The sequence below is a fragment of the Polynucleobacter sp. 73C-SIWE genome (assembly GCF_018882465.1).
Classification (GTDB): Bacteria; Pseudomonadota; Gammaproteobacteria; order Burkholderiales; family Burkholderiaceae; genus Polynucleobacter.
The window spans coordinates 353,305-372,953 of the sequence record NZ_JACVOK010000001.1 but is presented as its reverse complement, the minus strand read 5'-3'; the positions used below and the strand labels follow the sequence as shown (position 1 = coordinate 372,953).

Sequence of the window (19,649 nt, the reverse complement as noted above, 5' to 3'; positions counted from 1 at the left end):
GCTAAGTATAATTTCTGATGCGTTGGCTCACTTATTTAGTTAAATGCCTGCTCGCTGGTTTTTTAGCAATGCAGATTTACTTTGCGCTTCAGATTGCTCTATGGATTGTGTTTAATCCTGCTAGCACTTCGTTTCAAAGGGCTGAACGTTGGCGTTTGTGTTCATGGTATTGGTCGTGCCCGGTTTATTCAGAGTGGACGCCTTATAAGCAAATTTCTAATAATCTCAAGCGCGCGGTATTGGTTAGCGAGGACGATATCTTTTTTCAGCACAAAGGCTTTCGGATTGAGGATATGAAAAAAGCCTGGGAAAAGAATCAGCAAAAGGCTCAGTCAGGAAGTAGCTCTAAGACTGCATTGCGTGGTGGTTCAACTATTACCCAGCAGCTGGCTAAAAACCTATTTCTTTCTTCTGAACAAAATTATTTGCGCAAAGGTCAAGAGTTCATGATTGCTGGACTTCTAGAGCTCACGCTTTCCAAAGAGCGCTTATTTGAGATTTATCTCAATTCAGTAGAGTGGGGCGAGGGCATCTTTGGTATTGGTGCTGCAGCTCATTATTATTACGCAACGACTCCAGCAGTATTGGGGCGCGATCAGGCTGCTGCTTTAGGTTCCGCGTTACCGTCACCCAAGTGTTTTGACAAACCTCAGTATTGTCGTAAGTCTAATATTCACTTTCCAACTCGCCAAGACTTCATCTTAGAAAATATGGATCGAGTTGCTTTAGCGCCTTACCCAACGCCTAAAAATAGTAAATAACGAGACAAATAAATTAGGGTGCTAGCTTATTTAGCAGCTGCAGCTCTGAGTGCATCACGCGTGCTTTGCGCTACTGCTCTTGCGGCCTGGGCAAAATCATGGCCAGTGCTTGCGTACAAAATAGCTCTAGATGAATTGATGATCATCCCGGCACCAGGGGCGCCCGCAATGCGACCTGCATTTACTGTTGCATCGATATCACCACCTTGAGCACCAATGCCTGGAATCAGCAAGGGCATATCACCAACAAGGGCACGCACTTTGGCGATTTCTTCAGGGTATGTGGCGCCTACAACGAGACTAATCTGACCGGAGCCATTCCACTTTTTTGCAGCCAGTTTGGCCACATGCAAATAGAGGGGTTCTCCAGAGGCAATATTCAGAAATTGCAAATCTGAGCCACCAGGATTCGAGGTGCGGCACAGCACAATCACTCCTTTGCCTGCATGCTTCAGATAAGGCTCGATAGTGTCAAAGCCCATATAAGGATTAACTGTGACCGCATCAGCTCCATAGCGCTCAAAGGCCTCCAGAGCGTAGTGATCTGCTGTGCTCCCAATATCACCGCGCTTAGAATCCAAGATCACGGGGATATGGGGGTATTTATCCTTGAGGTACCTAATGAGCTTTTCCAATTGAGCCTCAGCTCTTTGGGAGGCAAAGTACGCAAACTGGGGTTTAAACGCACAGACTAAATCCGCAGTGGCATCGGCAATGTCACGGCAGAACTCAAAAATCCCCTCAGGCTTGCCTTGAAGGGATAGGGGCAAGCGCTTTGGGTCTGGGTCAAAACCAACACACAGCATGCTGCCTTGTGAAGCCCATGCAGACTGGAGTTGCTGGTTAAAGGTATTTGAGCGAGAGTTCATTGGATTTGGCTTATTTTAGTGAAACTGTCATGTTGTATAGGATAAACTAGCGCACATTCCTTAGGAGTTCACCATGATCAACTTGTTCGTCCTGCAAAATGGCCGCCTCTCTCAAGAGCAAGTCGAAGATCGCAATGAATTGTTGCAATACGCTAATCCTATCTGGATCGACGTCGTTGATCCAGAGGAAGAGGAGCTTATTTGGATTAAAGAGGCATTTGGGGTACTTTTGCCTGAGTTGGATGACTTGGGCGACTTAGAAGCCTCTGCGCGTTATTTTGAGGCTGACGATGGCCATCTCCATATTCGTACTGATTTCTTATTGGATGAAGAAGAAACTTCTCGTAACGTACGAGTCGCTTTTGTCCTGACTAAGCAAGTATTGTTTTCCATTCATGATGAAGATTTGCCAGTGTTCCGCTTGGTGCGACTGCGTGCTCGTTTACGTCCTGGTTCGGTGAGCAATGCAAAAGATGTTTTACTGGATTTATATTCCACTGATGCTGAGTACTCTGCCGATGCCTTGGAAGAAGTTTATGAAAACCTCGAGCAAGCGGGTAAGCGAGTGCTATCTGACAGCATTAATGATGCTGATGCCGCTGAGGTGTTAGAGACAATTGCGAAAGAAGAAGATACCAACGGACGTATTCGTCGTAATGTGATGGATACCCGCAGAGCCTTATCTTTCCTGATGCGCAGCAAGTTGTTATCCGATGAGCAGCAAGAAGAGGCACGTCAAATTTTGCGTGATATTGACTCTCTAGAGAACCACACAGCATTTTTATTCGATAAGATTAACTTCTTAATGGATGCAACGGTTGGTTTCATTAATTTGAACCAATCTAAGATTATCAAGATCTTCTCGGTGGTATCTGTCGCCTTAATGCCACCCACTTTACTGGCAAGTATTTGGGGTATGAACTATAAGCATATGCCAGAGCTAGATGCTACTTGGGGTTATCCAATGGCAATTGCTGCAATGATTATTTCAGCCGTTATTCCATTAGGATATTTCTATAGCAAAGGCTGGATGAAGTAATCAGTTGTTGAGTAATTGAAGTAGGCCAGCTAAAGCATATTCAGTGGCTTGTTGCCGTATTGATTGCCTGTCTCCGCTAAATAATTTCGTCTGACAGGTGGTGACATGCTCACCCGAAGCGCTTGGCATGGTCCACCCAAAGCAAACTGTGCCCACGGGCTTTTCTGCTGTGCCTCCTGTTGGCCCAGCAATCCCAGTAATGGAAACGCCTACGTTAACGCCGGCATTATGCTGAGCGCCTTGAGCCATAGACTTGGCTACTGGCTCGCTGACTGCCCCATGGTTCTGTATTAGCGCCTCCGGAACCCCTAGGCATTCAGTTTTAGCTTGGTTGCTGTAAGTAATGTAGCCGCGCTCGAACCACTCGCTTGAGCCAGATAATTCTGTCAGGGTGGCGCATACCATGCCGCCAGTGCAAGATTCAGCGAGCGCTATTTTCCATCCTCTCGCTAGTAAAAGTGGGGCAAGTTTTTTCGCATGATCAATCGGTTTCATATTGGAATGATTTTTTGGATCAAGGCAATCGCTAGGAGTGTAAAGAAAGCTGCAGCAAGATCATCCACCATGATGCCAAACCCACGCCAAATGATTTGCAGTATGCTGGATGTTTCCTTAAGATTACCGTCTAAATTTTTAAAGTGACGATCAATCATACCAATGGGGCCTGGTTTGACAGCATCAAAAAAACGGAAGAGTCCAAAAGCAATTGCTTGCATCCAAATAGAAGTAGGCATGATCAAAATTAGAACAATCCAAAAGGCAATAATTTCATCCCAAACAATACCCCCGAAATCTTTCTTACCTAACTCTTCACTGACATGACCGCAGACCCAGCAACCTAGCAGTGTGCCGCAGCCAATAATCCAAAGAAAGTCTTCGGTAGATAAAAAGTATTCGCCTACTAGGAAGGCTGCCCAAGCCCAGAGGGTGCCCACAGTCCCAGGTGCAATGGGGCTGAGGCCGCTACCAAAGCCAAAAGCGATAATGCGACTAGCAGTTTGCCGCACCCATTTAAAGGTGGGTGTTGTTGAGTATGTATCTTTGGAAACATTCATTTTGCAAAGTGATCAAAAGACTTGAGTAGCGCAGCAGTTTGGTTATCACTGAGTAAGTCGCCATTGTTTAGTAATTGCAATGTTTCAGTTGCTCCGGTGTTTGCTGTAATGCGACCAATTCTGGTGATGGGTAAATGCAATTCTTTACTGATTGCATCGATGGCATCTCTGTGCGCAGCTAGAGCAGTAAAGCAGATTTCATAATCATCGCCACCAGAAGCGGCAAATTGATTTTGAATGGCTTCACTTTGTTTTTGTAAGCTTACAGATTTTGGAAGTTGATCTAAAAATACCTCTGCTCCAACTTGTGATTGATTGAGAATGTGCTTTAGATCACCAAGTAAGCCATCCGATACATCCAAGGCAGCACTTGCAATGCTGCGTAGTTTGATGCCGAGATCTATACGAGGGACTGGAGCATGCATGCGATGCTCTATTTCTTTTAGCTCGATAGTAGATAGGTTGATTTCATGACGCAGTGCAGCAAGCGTGAGTCTCGCATCACCAACAGTGCCTGATACCCAAATATCATCCCCGGCTTTTGCCCCTGATCTACGAATGGCCTTTCCAGATGGAGCGCTACCAAATGCCGTAATGGAAATGGTGAGGGGCCCAGCAGTGGTATCACCGCCTATTAATGGGCAGGAATATTGATCTGCAATGGCAAAGATTCCCTTGGAAAAAGCTTCAAGCCAGGCTATATCGACCTTCGGTAGAGCAATTGCCAAGGTAAATCCAAGCGGCTTTGCCCCCATTGCTGCAAGGTCGGAAAGGTTGACTGCTAGGGCTTTTCGGGCCAATAAGCCAGGATCGGCATCGGTAAAAAAATGCCTGCCTTCAACCAGCATGTCGCTGGTAATGGCAATTTCTTCCCCTGGGATAGGCTTTAGAAGGGCGCAATCGTCACCAATACCCAGGACAATGGCTTGGTCGCTATTTGAGCGCATCTGGTCTGCACCCGTTTTAAAAAAACGCTGGATGAGATCAAATTCACCGAAAGACTTAGATTCAGAAGGCATGTCCCATTTTATGGCTCTTGGGAGGTAAGCGCTCGAGAGGAATAGAATTGGACACTTAAATCTGTATTAACAAAGAGCACGCTGATGAGCAAAGAAAACAATAAAGAGCAACAAATTGCAGCCCTAAGAGAGGCTGCCCTCCAGTATCACGAGTTTCCTACCCCAGGCAAGATTGAGATTGCCCCAACCAAGCAACTCACCAACCAACGCGATTTAGCGCTTGCTTACACCCCAGGTGTTGCTGCACCGTGTGAGGAGATTGTTAAAGATCCAGCTAATGCTTTTAAATACACCGCGCGCGGAAATTTAGTGGGCGTAATTACAAACGGTACTGCTGTTTTAGGCTTGGGCAATATTGGACCATTGGCAAGTAAGCCAGTGATGGAAGGGAAAGCAGTTCTCTTTAAGAAATTTGCTGGCATTGATGTTTTTGATATTGAAGTGAATGAAAATGATCCGGACAAGTTAGTTGAAATCATTGCGGCATTAGAGCCAACTTTTGGCGGCATCAATTTAGAAGATATCAAAGCGCCTGATTGTTTTGTGGTCGAGCGTAAGTTACAAGCTCGGATGAAGATTCCAGTCTTTCATGATGATCAGCACGGCACTGCGATTGTGGTTGCTGCAGCAATTATCAATGGCCTAAAAGTAGTTGGTAAGGATGTGAGCAATGTGAAGCTTGTGACATCCGGTGCGGGCGCAGCGGCATTGGCTTGCTTGGATCTCCTAGTTGACCTTGGCATCCCACGTAAAAATATCTGGGTAACCGATTTAGCTGGCGTTGCTTACAAGGGTCGTAAGGAGTTAATGGATCCAGAGAAGGAGCCGTTCTGCCAAGAAACAGAATTGCGTACTTTGGATCAGGCTATTGAAGGTGCTGATATTTTCTTGGGTCTTTCTGCTGGCGGCGTCTTAAAGCAAGATATGGTGAAAAAGATGGCACCTAAGCCATTGGTTTATGCCTTGGCAAATCCAACCCCAGAGATCTTGCCTGAAGAAGTGAAAGCAGTTCGTCCAGATGCAGTGATGGCTACGGGCCGTACTGACTACCCGAACCAAGTAAACAACGTACTATGTTTCCCATTCATCTTCCGTGGTGCCCTAGATGTTGGTGCAACCACGATTACGCGCGGCATGGAAGTGGCTGCCGTGAAAGCAGTTGCTGAGCTGGCGCAAGCTGAACAGAGCGAGGTAGTTGCATCCGTTTATGGCATTGAGAACCTTTCCTTTGGTCCTGAGTACTTGATTCCGAAGCCGTTTGATCCACGCTTGATCACGGTGATTGCTCCCGCAGTAGCGAAGGCCGCTATGGATGACGGCGTTGCCTTGCGTCCGATCAAAGATTTCGATGCATATCGCAATCAGCTGCAACAATTTGTGTACCACTCTGGTACTTTGATGAAGCCGCTCTTTAGTATTGCAAAGCGTGTACCACCAAATCAAAAACGGATTGTGTTTGCTGAGGGTGAAGATGAACGCGTATTACGTGCAGTCCAAATCATTATTGACGAGCATCTTGCCACCCCGGTTTTGATTGGTCGTCCAGCAGTGATAGAACACCGTATTGATAAGTTTGGTCTGCGCATGAAGATGGGTGATGACTTTGAAGTGGTTAACCCAGAAAATGACGCTCGTTTCCGCGATTTCTGGCAAACCTATTTGGGGATGACAGAACGAAAAGGTGTTACAGAGTCTTTTGCAAAGCTTGAGATGCGTCGTCGCAATACCTTGATTGGTTCAATCATGATCATTAAGGGTATGGCGGACGGCATGATTTGCGGAACAATCGGTAACTCTGCAACACATCTGAAATACGTTGACGAGGTAGTAGGACGTGAGCCTGGTGCGAATGTCTATGGCGCTATGTCTGGATTAATTCTTCCGGGACGCCAAGTATTTTTGGTGGATACACACATTAATATCGATCCAACCGCTGAAGAATTAGCGGAGCTGACTTTGATGGCCGCTAGTGAAATGCGTAAATTGGGCATCGTGCCAAAAGTGGCATTACTGTCGCATTCGAACTTTGGTTCCAGTAATGCGCCTTCCGCAGTCAAAATGCGTGAAGTGCTGGCATTGATTCAAAAAGCAGCACCTGATTTAGAGGTTGACGGTGAAATGCATGGCGATAGTGCTTTAGACGAAACCATTCGTGCTGGGGCCGTGACCTCCTCGCCGCTGAAGGGGGATGCAAATCTTCTCGTTCTGCCAAATATTGATGCTGCTAACATTTCTTACAATTTATTAAAAACGGCTGCGGGCAACGGTATCGCTATCGGCCCATTATTGTTGGGTGTTGCAAAGCCAATCCATATTCTGACTCCAGCAGCCACTGTTCGCCGGATCGTCAATGTGACAACTTTGGCTGTAGTAGAGGCTGCTAGCAACGCGAGAGGCATCTCCTAAGTGATTTGGATATATGTAAGTTAGTAATAGCTTACATATATTTGTCCTATATAAATCAATGGTTTATATAAAATGCACTGTATTTGGGCTTGATTTGATGGCGTGTTAAGGGTAACCTAGCATCCATCATGAATAATCGCATTGAAAACACCGATTTAGCCAGCTTCGAAGAACATAGCCGCGCTGAAAGTTGGGACAGTAATGATCGACTAGAAACTGAATCATCTGCTGCCAATGTTTATGCCCAAGGCGGTTTATCTCGTTTACAAACCTATGCAGCAAATCAAGTTTCGGGGAAAAAAGTGACAGCTTCTTGGCGTGCCGCTTTGGCCGTTCGCGATGCCGGACCGCCGGCAATGTTGCGCAGTGTGCGCACTAACATCGTGCAATCAATTCGCGCTTTTCGTACTCCAGATTTACAGGAAGCCGCAACTGAACTTGGTCAACATTTCATCTATGCTAATTGCACAAATGCAATGACTAAAGGTGAAGTTCTCGAGGCAATTGCAATTGCTTATTCCTTTACTAAGCAGCAAGCCAAAAACTTTGATCCACTATTGGATGCATTGACTACAACTACGGATAAAGCTGGTCAACAGCCAGGATTTGTAGTGGTTCTCGAAGGCTTGCCATGTACTCAGAAATTTGACAAAGAAGCGCGTGAAACTCTCTTAGATGTTTTCCGTGATGCTGTTGATTTTTGGGCTGAGCGCCGCACACCATATCGGGTTTTCTATTCTTTTGCTTAATCTCTAAAAGGCTGCAAACCCAGGAATCGCCTCTATTTGAGGCGATTTTGCATTTCAGGGCTCCAGATACTATGGACAGTTGTAATGGCAACAGTTCCCGCAGTTTCTGTTCTGAGGACACGCTCTCCAAGTGAAACCAATTGGTAGCCTGCAGCTTGAGCTTGAGCCTCTTCTTCCGGTGAGTGACCACCCTCTGGACCGATCATGAGAATAATATCTTGAGGAGAATTTTCCATTAGGACTGAATGCATGCTTTTTATAGCATCCGGACTCAGTAAAAGTTTTAGTGCTGGTTTTGGATTGGATTTTAGGTAAGCATCAAAAGTCTGAATAGGCTCAATGGAGGCAAATACAGTGCGATCACATTGTTCGCACGCTGCCTGAACAATTCCTTCCCAATGAGCAAGGCGTTTTTGGGCGCGATCCTGATCGCTTGAGCGTGTGAGCTTTAAGACAGAGCGCTCACACTGCATGGGGGCAATGATTTGAGCTCCAGTTTCAACAGCCTTCTCAACAATCCAGTCCATTTTGTCGCCGCCAGCAAGTCCTTGGGCCAAAGTAATCGCGTAAGTAGTCTCGCGATGGGTGTCGGCGTGGATATTGCTGAGTTGAACTTGCCCTGTTTTAGCAGTTAAAGAGAGGAGTTCTGCCTGGGCCACCTGCCCCTTGCCATCAAATACAGGAAAGGATTCCCCGGCTTGGATGCGCCGAACTCGCAAGTGATGGGCGACCTCAGCAGTGAGGGTAGTTGGCTTTTGGGATTCCCATGGCCCGGGAAGATAAAATTGAGGCATTACTGAAATATAGCCAATTTATTTTCCTCGAGAGCACTTTACGATGTCAAACCTTCAAATTCGCATGGCCAATGCCATACGTGCTTTATCCATGGATGCTGTTCAACAGGCAAATTCAGGTCACCCTGGCATGCCAATGGGAATGGCTGATATTGCCGTTGGGCTTTGGAATGAACATCTAAAACATAATCCAACAGATCCGCATTGGATCGATCGCGATCGTTTTGTTTTATCCAATGGCCATGGCTCGATGTTGTTGTATTCCTTGCTTCATCTTTCTGGGTATGACTTACCGATTGCAGAGCTCAAGAATTTCCGTCAATTGCACAGCAAAACGCCAGGACACCCAGAGTATGGAATTACACCCGGTGTTGAAACAACTACTGGCCCACTTGGCCAGGGAATTTCCAATGCAGTAGGCATGGCACTTGCTGAAAAATTATTAGCCGATGAATTTAATCGTCCTGGTCTCAACATCATTGATCACTACACCTATGTGTTTTTAGGTGATGGTTGTTTGATGGAGGGTATTAGCCATGAAGTTTGCTCATTGGCTGGCACATTAAAACTGAACAAGTTGATTGCACTTTGGGATGACAATGGCATCTCGATTGATGGCAAGGTTGTTTCTTGGTTTAACGAAGATACGCCCAAGCGTTTTGAGGCTTACAACTGGAATGTTATTCGCAATGTTGATGGCCATGATGCAGAAGCAGTTTCTGCTGCAATTGCGAAGGCTAAAAAGAGCGACAAACCAACACTGATTTGCTGTAAGACAGCCATTGGCCAAGGCTCGCCGAATATGGCTGGCAGCGATAAGGTGCACGGTTCGCCACTGGGTGCAGCAGAAATTGCTGCAACTCGTGTTGCATTGAATTGGCCTTATGCACCGTTTGAAGTTCCAAAAGATATTTATGCTGCTTGGGATTTTAAAAAGCGCGGACAAGCTGCTGAGCATGAGTGGAATAAAGAATTTCAGAAATACAAAAATAAATTCCCAGAGCTTGCTTCTGAATTACAGCGTCGCATGCAAGGCGATTTGTCAAAAGACTTTTCAGCCACGCTGAATGCGTACTTAAAAACTTGCCAATCCAAAGCAGAAACTGTTGCAACTCGTAAGGCCAGTCAAAATGCGATTGAGGCATTATCAGTAGCTTTACCAGAGTTTATGGGAGGCTCTGCTGATTTAACCGGTTCAAACTTAACTAACTGGTCTTCATGCAAACCAGTGCGTGGCGATCAATGGGGTAACCATATTAATTATGGTGTGCGCGAATTTGGTATGAGCGCCATCATGAATGGTATTGCTCTTCATGGTGGCTACATTCCATTCGGTGGCACTTTCTTAACCTTCTCAGATTACAGTCGCAATGCTTTACGGATGGCTGCATTGATGAAGTTGCGGAGTATTTTTGTTTTCACCCATGACTCTATTGGCCTTGGTGAGGACGGTCCAACCCACCAATCTGTGGAGCACGTTGCTAGTTTACGATTAATCCCGAACCTGATGGTTTGGCGCCCTTGTGACACCACCGAGAGCACTGTAGCTTGGGGTTCTGCTATTGAGCGCAAGAATGGCCCTAGCGCCTTGATTTTCAGCCGTCAGAACTGCCCGTTCGTTTCTCGCAATAGCCAGCAAATTAAAGATATTGCACGGGGTGGCTATGTGTTGCGCGATCCTCAATCTGGAAAGATTGATGCAGTCATTATCGCCACTGGTTCTGAAATCGCACTCGCTTTACAAACAGCAGAGCACTTGGCCAAAGATGGTCTAGGTATTCGGGTAGTTTCTATGCCATCAACGACGGTATTTGATCAGCAAGATGCTGCGTACAAATCTAAAGTATTGCCAGCTAATATTCCACGCATTGCTGTTGAGGCGGGCGTGACTGATTTCTGGTGGAAGTATGGATGTGCAGCAGTGCACGGCGTAGATACTTTTGGTGAGTCTGCACCTGCAGGCCAGTTGTATGAATATTTTGGTTTGACAGTGGATCACATTGCCAAGACTGTCAAGCAATGCATCTCGAAGAAGTAAATCGAAATAAATAAATTCAATATTAGTAAGGGGAAATAAATGACAATTCGTGTCGCAATTAATGGTTATGGACGTATTGGGCGCATGGTATTGCGGGCCTTGTACGAAGATCAAGTCAACGGCAAACCACGTCGTGATATCAAGATTGTCGCGATTAACGCTATGGGCGATATCGCCATCAATGCCCACCTTACCCAGTATGACTCTGCGCACGGTCGCTTCCCTGCAGAAGTGAGCGTAGACGGTGATTACATGGTGGTCAATGGTGATCGCATCAAAATGTTTTGTACCCGCAATCCAGCTGAAACTCCATGGGGTGAGTTAGGGGTAGATTTAGTTTTAGAGTGCACTGGTAAGTTCACCTCTAAAGAAAAAGCCATGATTCATATTCAACAGGGTGCGAAGAAGGTATTAATTTCTGCGCCCGGTGAAAAAGATGTGGATGCAACGATTGTTTATGGCGTCAATCAAAATGTATTAAAGCCAAAGGATGTAGTGGTTTCTAACGCAAGCTGTACAACCAACTGTCTCGCACCTTTGGTCAAACCATTGTTAGAAAAAATTGGTATTGAGTCTGGTTTGATGACAACTATTCATGCTTTTACAAATGATCAAGTATTGACTGATGTCTATCACAAGGATATGCGTCGAGCGCGTTCTGCTGTTACCAGCATGATCCCAACGAAAACTGGCGCTGCTAAAGCAGTTGGTTTGGTATTGCCAGCATTGGCCGGCCGTTTTGATGGTTTTGCAATGCGTGTGCCAGTAATCAATGTATCAGTCGTTGATTTAACGTTTGCGGCAAGTCGTGCCACTAGCGTGGATGAAGTGAATTCCATCCTGAAAGCTGCCAGCGAGGGTGAGCTCAAAGGAATCTTGGGCTTTAATACCTTGCCCCTGGTTTCGATCGACTTTAACCATGATCCACGCCCAAGTATTTATGATGCATCCCAGACGCGCGTTTCCGCAGATGGAAAGTTGGTCAAAGTATTGGCCTGGTATGACAACGAATGGGGTTATTCAGTGCAGATGCTCAATGCGGCTGAGGCATTAATAGCTGTAAAGTGATTAAAAGTGCTTAAAATTCATTAAAAGTAGTCAAAAAGTAGAAAAGACCTCAATTTGAGGTCTTTTTTCATTAGTAGGCTGCAGAAAAGTGCTTATTTTTGCTTATTTCGGCAGTTTTTCTTCTGACAATGCCCGTACATTGCTAAGGAGTGTTCCTGGAGCTTAAATCCTAGGTTTTTAGCAATATCTCGCTGTCTTTTCTCAATTGCCTCATCCACAAACTCCTCCACATGGCCACAATCAAGGCAAACTAGGTGGTCGTGGTGTTGGCCCTCATTAAGCTCATAGATTGCTCTGCTATCCCCTTTACTAGACTCAAAATGGCTGCGGAGTAGTAAGCCCGCCTGCTCAAATTGGGTTAGAACCCGATAAACCGTAGCGAGACCAATTTCCTGATCCTCTTTTGCTAGGGCTAAAAAGACGTCTTCAGCGCTAAAGTGGGTGCCACCATTTTGATGAAAAAAATCCAGAATTTTCATGCGTGGACCCGTGGCCTTTAGGCCAATGTCGCGCAAATCTGCAGGAGTAGGGTTTTGGTTCGTATTCATGGCTTTGGGAGCTAAAATCAATGTCTTAATGATACGGCCAGCCATGCAAAATTGCCTTGAACTTTTTAGTCGTTTTTTGAACCCTCTTTTTTTTGGGGTTTCCAGCTTTATACGCCTAGGGCTCGCCGCTTTTGCCATGACCGCTCTTTTAGGGCTTACCGCTTGTACTTCCGCTGTTGATAATACTCAGCGCGACTTTATGAATAAAGTATTTAGACCTTATGTTCCGGACATTGTTCAGGGAAATTTTATTTCAAGCGAGCAATACTCGAAGTTGCAATTAGGAATGAGTCGCGAGCAGGTCCGTCAAATTCTGGGTACGCCTTTATTAGCTAGCTATTTCCATGCGAATCGCTGGGATTATGTTTTTGAATTTAAGCGTTCTGGACAGCGTATCGCTAAAGAGCGCCGTGTCACTATCTTTTTTGACGGCGACAAAGTAGTGAGGTTTGAAGGAGACGCCCTGCCAACAGAGATCGAATTGGTTGCTGAGATTGATAACTACGCCAAAACAAAACGCTCTTTCTGGGACGTGGTCACAGGCTCTAATAAGCCCCCAGTAACGCCCCCATTACAGCAACCAGAGTTGTTGGTTGCAAGCCCAACAAATAATTTACCTAAGGGTGCGGTTGTACCAGCAGCTCCGGCTGCAAGTCAGGGTTCGTTTTGGGATTTATTTGGTTCCTCGAAGTCATCAGATGGTCAAGCTGTGTCACAACCTGAAACTTTGGGGCCAGGTACGCTGAATGTTCCACCTGCTACAGAGGTGAAGAAGTAAAAATGATGGCTGTATTGGTACCCAAGTCAAACTGTAATTACCTTTAATTTGAAGTGATGAAATAAATGATGAAGATCGCAATTGCTGGAGCAACTGGTCGCATGGGAAAGATGTTGATTGAGGCCGTGCTAAATACGCCTGATGCCCAATTGGTTGGCGCACTTGAGCATACGTCTTCTCCTCAGTTAGGCGAGGATGCTGGCGCATTCTTAGGAAAAAAAACCGGAGTCATCATTTCAGCTGACGTTTCCCAGGTTTTAGCAGGCGCTCAATTTTTAATAGACTTCACCAGGCCTGAAGGGACGATGGCCCATTTAGCTATTGCAGAGAAAACTGGTACCAAAATGATTATTGGTACAACGGGTTTGGGTACTGAACAAATTGCGAGCCTCAAAAAGGCCTCTACCAAGCTGGCGATTGTGTTTGCTCCCAATATGAGTGTTGGCGTTAATGCCACATTCAAGTTACTTGAGATTGCAGCGAAGATGCTTAATCAAGGTTATGACATTGAAATTATTGAAGCTCATCATCGCCATAAAGTTGATGCTCCTTCGGGAACTGCGCTGAAGATGGGTGAGGTTATTGCCGATGCTTTGGGAGAAAAGTTAGGCGACCTTGCTGTCTATGCTCGTGAAGGTCACACTGGTGAGCGCAAAGAAGGATCCATTGGATTTGCAACCATTCGTGGTGGCGATATTGTTGGGGATCACACGGTTCTATTTGCCGGAGATGGTGAGCGTATTGAAATTAGCCATAAGTCCTCTAGCCGCCAATCCTATGCTCAAGGCTCCTTGCGTGCCGCGCGCTTCTTGCAAACCCAAAATGCTGGCCTGTATGACATGCAAGACGTTCTGAGTTTGCGTAAATAGCATCCAGTATTAACGAATAACTAAAAATAGAAGAAAAGAGTTGTCTTGAATGAGTAAGGATTACGACTACCGCAGTATTGAAGCGGCAGCACAGGCTGATTGGGAAAGTGCGCAAGTCTATCAAGTATCTGAAAACGCTGTAGATTCGGCTGGCAAGAAAAAGCCAAAGTATTACGCTTGCTCTATGTTGCCTTACCCATCTGGCAAGTTGCACATGGGACATGTGCGTAACTACACCATCAATGACGTGATGGCTCGTCAGCTTCGTATGCAGGGTTATAACGTTTTAATGCCCATGGGTTGGGATGCCTTTGGAATGCCTGCTGAAAATGCTGCGATTCAGAATAAAGTACCGCCAGCAAAGTGGACCTACGACAACATTGCTTATATGAAAAAGCAAATGGCTGCGATGGGCTTGGCCATTGATTGGTCACGTGAAGTGGCTACTTGTAGTCCGGATTACTATCGCTGGAACCAATGGCTGTTTTTGAAGATGTTAGAAAAAGGAATTGCGTACCGTAAGACACAGGTAGTGAATTGGGATCCGATTGATCAAACTGTGTTAGCAAATGAACAGGTGATCGATGGCCGCGGCTGGCGCTCTGGCGCTTTAGTTGAAAAACGCGAAATTCCGGGCTATTACTTCAACATTACTGCCTACGCAGAGCAATTGCTTTCTGGTTTAGATGGCTTGGGTTGGCCTGAGCGCGTCAAAACCATGCAGCAAAATTGGATTGGCAAAAGTCGTGGCGTGCGTTTTGCGTTTAAGCATGAGATCGCCGATGACCATGGCAACTTTATTCAGGATGGCCTGCTGTACGTCTTCACGACTCGCGCTGATACCATTATGGGTGTTACATTTTGTGCCGTTGCTGCAGAGCATCCATTGGCAACAAAAGCAGCCGCTCATAATCCAGCACTCGCTGCGTTCATTGAGAAATGCAAAACTGGTAGCGTGATTGAGGCTGACCTGGCAACTCAAGAAAAAGAGGGAATGTTTACAGGCCTCTATGTCACCCATCCCTTAACAAATGAGCCAGTGCCTGTTTGGGTAGGTAATTATGTATTGATGTCTTATGGCGATGGCGCAGTGATGGGCGTACCTGCTCACGACGAGCGTGATTTTGCCTTTGCACTCAAGTACGATTTGCCGATCAAGCAAGTGATTGCTCTTAAGGGTGAGTCACCAATATTTAATGCAAGCCGCTGGGATGATTGGTATGCCCAAAAAGAAGGTGTCATTTGTTTCAATAGCGGTAAATATGACGGTCTTTCACACGAAGAGGCTGTCAGTGCAGTCGATCAAGATTTAGAGAAGATGGGTATTGGTGAAATCAAGACCACCTATCGTTTGCGTGATTGGGGAATTTCTCGTCAGCGCTATTGGGGTACTCCAATTCCGATTGTTCATTGTGGTGATGATGCAAATTCCGGTTGCGGTGCCGTGCCTGTTCCAGAATCCGATTTACCCGTGGTATTGCCAGAGGACTGCGTGCCAGATGGCAGCGGCAATCCACTCAATAAGCGTGCAGATTTTCTCAATGTGAAGTGTCCGAAGTGCGGCAAGCCTGCGCGTCGTGAGACTGACACGATGGATACCTTTGTAGACTCTTCTTGGTATTTCATGCGCTATACCGGCCCTAATGCAAAAAGTATGGTGGACGAGCGCAATGAATATTGGATGCCAATGGATCAATACATTGGTGGCATTGAGCATGCTATCTTGCATTTGCTCTACGCACGTTTCTGGACAAAAGTCATGCGTGACCTCAAGCTCATTACTTTTGATGAGCCTTTCCGGAATTTATTGACTCAAGGCATGGTGCTCAATGAAACGTATTACTCTGAAGATTCTTCTGGCAAAAAGACCTGGTTAAACCCCTTGGATGTTGAATTAGATCTCGATGAAAAAGGTCGACCTAAGGGCGCGAAATTAAGAGGTGATACATCAAACACTCCAGTGGTGGTTGGCGGTGTTGAAAAGATGTCTAAGAGTAAAAATAATGGCGTTGACCCTCAAGAGCTGATTGATGGTTACGGTGCTGATACTGCGCGTTTATTTGTGATGTTCGCAGCGCCACCAGAACAGCAGTTAGAGTGGTCTGGCGCTGGTGTTGATGGGGCCTCTCGCTTTTTGCGTCGGGTTTGGATGTACTCGAGCAGTCAGGCTGACGCTATTCGTAATGCGCAAGATTCTGTCCCTAGTGATTTGAGCGATGCTGAAAAAGGGCTGCGTCGCGAAGTGCATACTATTCTGAAGCAGGCTAACTTTGACTATCAACGTCGCCAATACAACACTGTAGTTTCTGCAGCGATGAAAATGCTGAACGTGCTTGAACCAATTAAGTTAGGTCAAGATACTGCTATTTCTGCTCCAGTCCTACGTGAGTGCTTAAGTGTCTTGTTGAGAATTCTATATCCGGTAGTTCCACATTTAACGCATGTGCTTTGGAAAGACATGGGATATGCCAAGACCTTTGGGCCTCTTCTGGATGCGCCTTGGCCTGAGGTTGATGAAGCTGCATTAGTTCAAACTGAAATCACCTTAATGCTACAAATTAATGGCAAGTTGCGGGGTGATATTCGAGTTCCAGCAGATGCTGGTAAAGAGCAGATCGAAATTTTGGCATTGCAAAGCGAGCCGGCAACGAAGGCGCTTAATGGCGGGTTGCCAAAGAAGGTGATTGTTGTTCCAGGACGTCTAGTCAATATAGTGGCCTAACTAGAAAATAAATACATGAGCGCAAATCATCTTCGACGTGCCTTAATTGGCTTCATTGTTACTGCTCCCATAAGTGGCTTGATTGCCTGCGGTTACCGCATACGTGGAATGGTTGATTTGCCCTTTAAGGCAATTGCAATCACAGGCAATCCCTCACCTCCCTTGCGTGGTGATTTGCAAACTGCGATTTTGACTGGGACCGATGTCAAGGTTGCGATTAATCCTAAAGATGCCGATTTAATTTTAGATATCAGTAATGAAGTTAACGGCAGAGAAATATTGGCCTATAGTTCCAACGGTCAGATTTCGGCATATCGCTTAACTATTCGGGTCATGTTTAGAGTCTATGACATTGCTGGTGGAGAGATTGTTCCTGAAAGCGAGATTTATATCACTAGAGATATGGACTTCTCGAATACCACTGTGTTAGCAACCGATGTTCAGCAGCAGCAATTTTTGACATTAATGCGCAAAGATCTGGCTGTACAGATATTGCGTCGTATTGCTGCTGCCGCCAAAAATCCACAAGCAAGATCTTTCTAGGGATAGATAGAGAACTGCCATGGTGAAAGTTGATGCCTTACAAACGCATCTCAAATCATTAAGTTCTGGCGCTACTATGTTGCCGCTCTATGTTTTTAGTGGTGATGAGCCGCTATTGATGATGGAGGCAATGGATCAGTTGCGTACAGCCGCTAAAAGATTGGGATTTACTGATCGTGAAGTTTTTGTACAAGAGCGTGGGTTTGATTGGGGCGCCCTCATGAATGCTGGCCAAACAATGTCCTTGTTTGGTGATAAGCGCTGGGTAGAGTTACGTATTCCAACTGGTAAGCCGGGTCGAGATGGGGCAGATGCTTTAAAACAATTCGCTGCACAAATCGCTTCTCAGCAAGATGGTGCAAATGGCCCAGATACAGTGGTTTGTATTGTGCTGCCTAGACTGGATGGAAAAACGAAAACTTCTGGCTGGTTTAGTGCACTTGATGATGCTGGTATGGCTATTCAGGTGGATACCTTGGATCGCAGTCATTTGCCGCAATGGATTGCTGGTCGACTCAAGAAGCAAAGTCAAGAAGTTGAAGCTGGGCCCCAGGGTCAGCGCGCTTTGGAATTTATTGCCGATCAGGTTGAGGGTAATCTCATTGCCGCCCATCAAGAAATATTGAAATTGGGGTTGCTATATCCCGAGGGCAAGCTAACTGAAGAGCAAATTCGATCTTCTATTTTGAAGGTGGCTCGTTATAACGTTTTTGAATTAACCGAAGCCATGCTTGCTGGCGATTTACCAAGGTTAAATCGTATGTTAGACGGCTTAAAAGGCGAGGGCGAGCCTTTGGTACTCATTTTGTGGAGCGTAACTGAAGAGCTTAGGCTACTATCTAAATTAAAGGCTGCGAGTGATGCTGGGGAGTCTGTTCAACAGCTCATGCGGGCTAATCGGATTTGGGGCAATAAAGAGCGTTTATACCCAGCGGCTATTAGAAGGGTGCAACCGCTCAAGTTGCGCAGAGCAATGCAACTTGCAGCAGGTTTAGATCGACAGTCCAAAGGTCTACATGCAGCAGAGTTACCGGCAGACCCATGGGATGGTTTGCGCTTGCTGGGAAATTTATTACGGTAATGGTTTAGGAAGCTAGAAATATGAGTACAGGGATGACTTTAAATATTCAAGAGATGATGCAAGATATCGGCAGGCGGGCACGTAGCGCATCGCGTGCGATGGCGCGAGCATCTTCTGAGCAAAAGAATCAGGCCCTCCTACATATTGCAAAGCTTATCCGCCAAAAAGCAGGTGATATTGAGAAAGTCAATTTACAAGATGTAGAGCGCGCAAAAGCAAATGGTCAAGATGCCGCATTTGTAGATCGGCTCACGATGACTCCAAAGACTATTGAAACTATGGCTTTAGGTCTCGAGCAAATCGTTTCGCTAGATGATCCGATTGGAAAAGTTTCCGCTTTTCAAAAGCAAGCCTCCGGCATTGAAATTGGTCAAATGCGTGTTCCACTAGGTGTCATTGGCATCATTTATGAGTCACGTCCAAACGTCACCATTGATGCAGCGGCACTTTGTCTGAAATCAGGCAATGCGGTGATCTTACGAGGCGGCTCCGAGGCAATTGATTCCAATACTTTGCTGGCCCAAATTATTCAAGAGGGTTTGGCTGCAGCGAATCTTCCTAAAGACGCTGTTCAGGTAGTCGGTACAATTGACCGAAGCGCTGTTGGCGAAATGATCACGATGACTCAATACATTGACGTGATCGTGCCACGGGGCGGCAAGAGTTTGATTGCACGCTTGATGGCCGAAGCACGTGTGCCAATGATCAAGCATCTAGATGGCATCTGCCATACCTATATTGATGCCGATGCAGACATTGCCATGGCAATTAAGGTGTGTGACAACGCTAAAACTCAGCGTTATGCGCCATGTAATGCAATGGAAACACTCTTAGTGAATCTAGCTGTTGGACAAAAAGTACTACCTACGCTTTGTAAGATTTATCAAGACAAGGGTGTGGAGTTACGTGTTGATGCTTTAACACGCAAAATACTTGAAGAAAATAGTTTTCAGAATCTAGTGGATGCTACTGAAGAAGATTGGCAAACAGAATATTTAGCCCCTATTTTGTCAATCAAGACTGTGGCCGATATCGATGAAGCCATGAATCATATCGAGCGTTATGGCAGTAAGCATACCGATGCGATTATTACCAATAACAAGGAGCAAGCAGATCGTTTCTTGCGTGAGGTCGATAGTGCTAGCGTGATGGTGAATGCCAGTACGCGCTTTGCGGATGGCTTTGAATATGGTTTGGGCGCCGAAATTGGTATCTCGAATGACAAGTTGCATGCCCGTGGACCAGTTGGTCTAGATGGCTTAACCTCACTGAAATATATCGTCATGGGTCATGGCGAGATTCGTACTTAA

18 protein-coding genes are annotated in these 19,649 nt (G+C 45.9%); 12 read left to right on the top strand and 6 right to left on the bottom strand.

What is annotated here, in order from left to right; genetic code table 11:
- Positions 1–17 precede the first annotated feature (17 nt).
- Entirely contained in the window at positions 18–761 is a 744-nt protein-coding gene (gene mtgA / locus ICN17_RS01930; RefSeq protein ID WP_216235947.1) for a monofunctional biosynthetic peptidoglycan transglycosylase, read from the top strand.
- 26 nt (positions 762–787) lie between these two features.
- On the opposite strand, the gene pyrF is transcribed toward mtgA, so the two are convergent.
- Entirely contained in the window at positions 788–1,630 is an 843-nt protein-coding gene (pyrF, locus tag ICN17_RS01925; RefSeq protein WP_216235946.1) for an orotidine-5'-phosphate decarboxylase, read from the bottom strand.
- A gap of 73 nt (positions 1,631–1,703) precedes the next feature.
- Here pyrF and corA point away from each other — a divergent pair, with 73 nt between their 5' ends.
- Positions 1,704–2,669: a magnesium/cobalt transporter CorA gene (gene corA, locus ICN17_RS01920; RefSeq protein WP_216235945.1), complete on the top strand. Its 966-nt coding sequence runs from the start codon at positions 1,704–1,706 to the stop codon at positions 2,667–2,669.
- Here corA and ICN17_RS01915 read toward each other — a convergent pair whose 3' ends face one another.
- From ICN17_RS01915 to thiL, 3 genes are read right to left on the bottom strand one after another with little or no spacing between them, the layout of a single operon-like run.
- Entirely contained in the window at positions 2,670–3,164 is a 495-nt protein-coding gene (locus tag ICN17_RS01915; protein WP_216235944.1) for a CinA family protein, read from the bottom strand.
- Positions 3,161–3,724, bottom strand: a complete 564-nt coding sequence (locus ICN17_RS01910; protein ID WP_216235943.1) for a phosphatidylglycerophosphatase A — start codon at positions 3,722–3,724, stop codon at positions 3,161–3,163. Before ICN17_RS01910 ends, ICN17_RS01915 begins: the two co-directional genes overlap by 4 nt.
- A complete protein-coding gene (gene thiL, locus ICN17_RS01905) occupies positions 3,721–4,743 on the bottom strand; it encodes a thiamine-phosphate kinase (protein WP_216235942.1) in 1,023 nt (340 codons plus the stop codon). Before thiL ends, ICN17_RS01910 begins: the two co-directional genes overlap by 4 nt.
- A gap of 84 nt (positions 4,744–4,827) precedes the next feature.
- Between thiL and ICN17_RS01900 the strand changes: the two genes are divergently transcribed.
- On the top strand, positions 4,828–7,149 hold the full coding sequence (locus ICN17_RS01900; RefSeq protein ID WP_216235941.1) for an NADP-dependent malic enzyme: 2,322 nt from the start codon (positions 4,828–4,830) through the stop codon (positions 7,147–7,149).
- A gap of 128 nt (positions 7,150–7,277) precedes the next feature.
- On the top strand, positions 7,278–7,898 hold the full coding sequence (locus ICN17_RS01895) for a barstar family protein (protein WP_216235940.1): 621 nt from the start codon (positions 7,278–7,280) through the stop codon (positions 7,896–7,898).
- Positions 7,899–7,930: 32 nt separating this feature from the next.
- Here ICN17_RS01895 and ICN17_RS01890 read toward each other — a convergent pair whose 3' ends face one another.
- Positions 7,931–8,692: a 16S rRNA (uracil(1498)-N(3))-methyltransferase gene (locus tag ICN17_RS01890; RefSeq protein ID WP_216235939.1), complete on the bottom strand. Its 762-nt coding sequence runs from the start codon at positions 8,690–8,692 to the stop codon at positions 7,931–7,933.
- Positions 8,693–8,735: 43 nt separating this feature from the next.
- Here ICN17_RS01890 and tkt point away from each other — a divergent pair, with 43 nt between their 5' ends.
- Positions 8,736–10,730 (top strand): transketolase, encoded by a 1,995-nt coding sequence (gene tkt / locus ICN17_RS01885; protein WP_216235938.1) that lies wholly within the window; start codon positions 8,736–8,738, stop codon positions 10,728–10,730.
- Between the two features lie 39 nt (positions 10,731–10,769).
- Positions 10,770–11,798, top strand: coding sequence for a type I glyceraldehyde-3-phosphate dehydrogenase (gene gap / locus ICN17_RS01880; protein WP_216235937.1), 1,029 nt, complete (start codon positions 10,770–10,772; stop codon positions 11,796–11,798).
- A gap of 92 nt (positions 11,799–11,890) precedes the next feature.
- Here gap and fur read toward each other — a convergent pair whose 3' ends face one another.
- On the bottom strand, positions 11,891–12,346 hold the full coding sequence (gene fur / locus ICN17_RS01875) for a ferric iron uptake transcriptional regulator (RefSeq protein WP_087909190.1): 456 nt from the start codon (positions 12,344–12,346) through the stop codon (positions 11,891–11,893).
- Between the two features lie 136 nt (positions 12,347–12,482).
- Here fur and ICN17_RS01870 point away from each other — a divergent pair, with 136 nt between their 5' ends.
- The 6 genes from ICN17_RS01870 to ICN17_RS01845 all read left to right on the top strand — a co-directional run bounded on the left by ICN17_RS01870 (position 12,483) and on the right by ICN17_RS01845 (position 19,649).
- Positions 12,483–13,124 (top strand): outer membrane protein assembly factor BamE, encoded by a 642-nt coding sequence (locus ICN17_RS01870; protein WP_255538239.1) that lies wholly within the window; start codon positions 12,483–12,485, stop codon positions 13,122–13,124.
- Between the two features lie 68 nt (positions 13,125–13,192).
- The gene (gene dapB / locus ICN17_RS01865; RefSeq protein ID WP_216236624.1) at positions 13,193–13,993 is read left to right on the top strand and encodes a 4-hydroxy-tetrahydrodipicolinate reductase; all 801 of its coding nucleotides are present in this window, start codon (positions 13,193–13,195) and stop codon (positions 13,991–13,993) included.
- Between the two features lie 49 nt (positions 13,994–14,042).
- Entirely contained in the window at positions 14,043–16,715 is a 2,673-nt protein-coding gene (gene leuS / locus ICN17_RS01860; RefSeq protein WP_216235935.1) for a leucine--tRNA ligase, read from the top strand.
- Positions 16,716–16,730: 15 nt separating this feature from the next.
- Positions 16,731–17,258 (top strand): LPS assembly lipoprotein LptE, encoded by a 528-nt coding sequence (gene lptE, locus ICN17_RS01855; RefSeq protein WP_216235934.1) that lies wholly within the window; start codon positions 16,731–16,733, stop codon positions 17,256–17,258.
- Between the two features lie 19 nt (positions 17,259–17,277).
- Positions 17,278–18,339, top strand: coding sequence for a DNA polymerase III subunit delta (gene holA, locus ICN17_RS01850; RefSeq protein ID WP_216235933.1), 1,062 nt, complete (start codon positions 17,278–17,280; stop codon positions 18,337–18,339).
- A gap of 32 nt (positions 18,340–18,371) precedes the next feature.
- Positions 18,372–19,649 carry a glutamate-5-semialdehyde dehydrogenase gene (locus ICN17_RS01845; protein ID WP_216235932.1) on the top strand — a complete coding sequence of 426 codons (1,278 nt, stop codon included), beginning with the start codon at positions 18,372–18,374 and terminating at the stop codon, positions 19,647–19,649.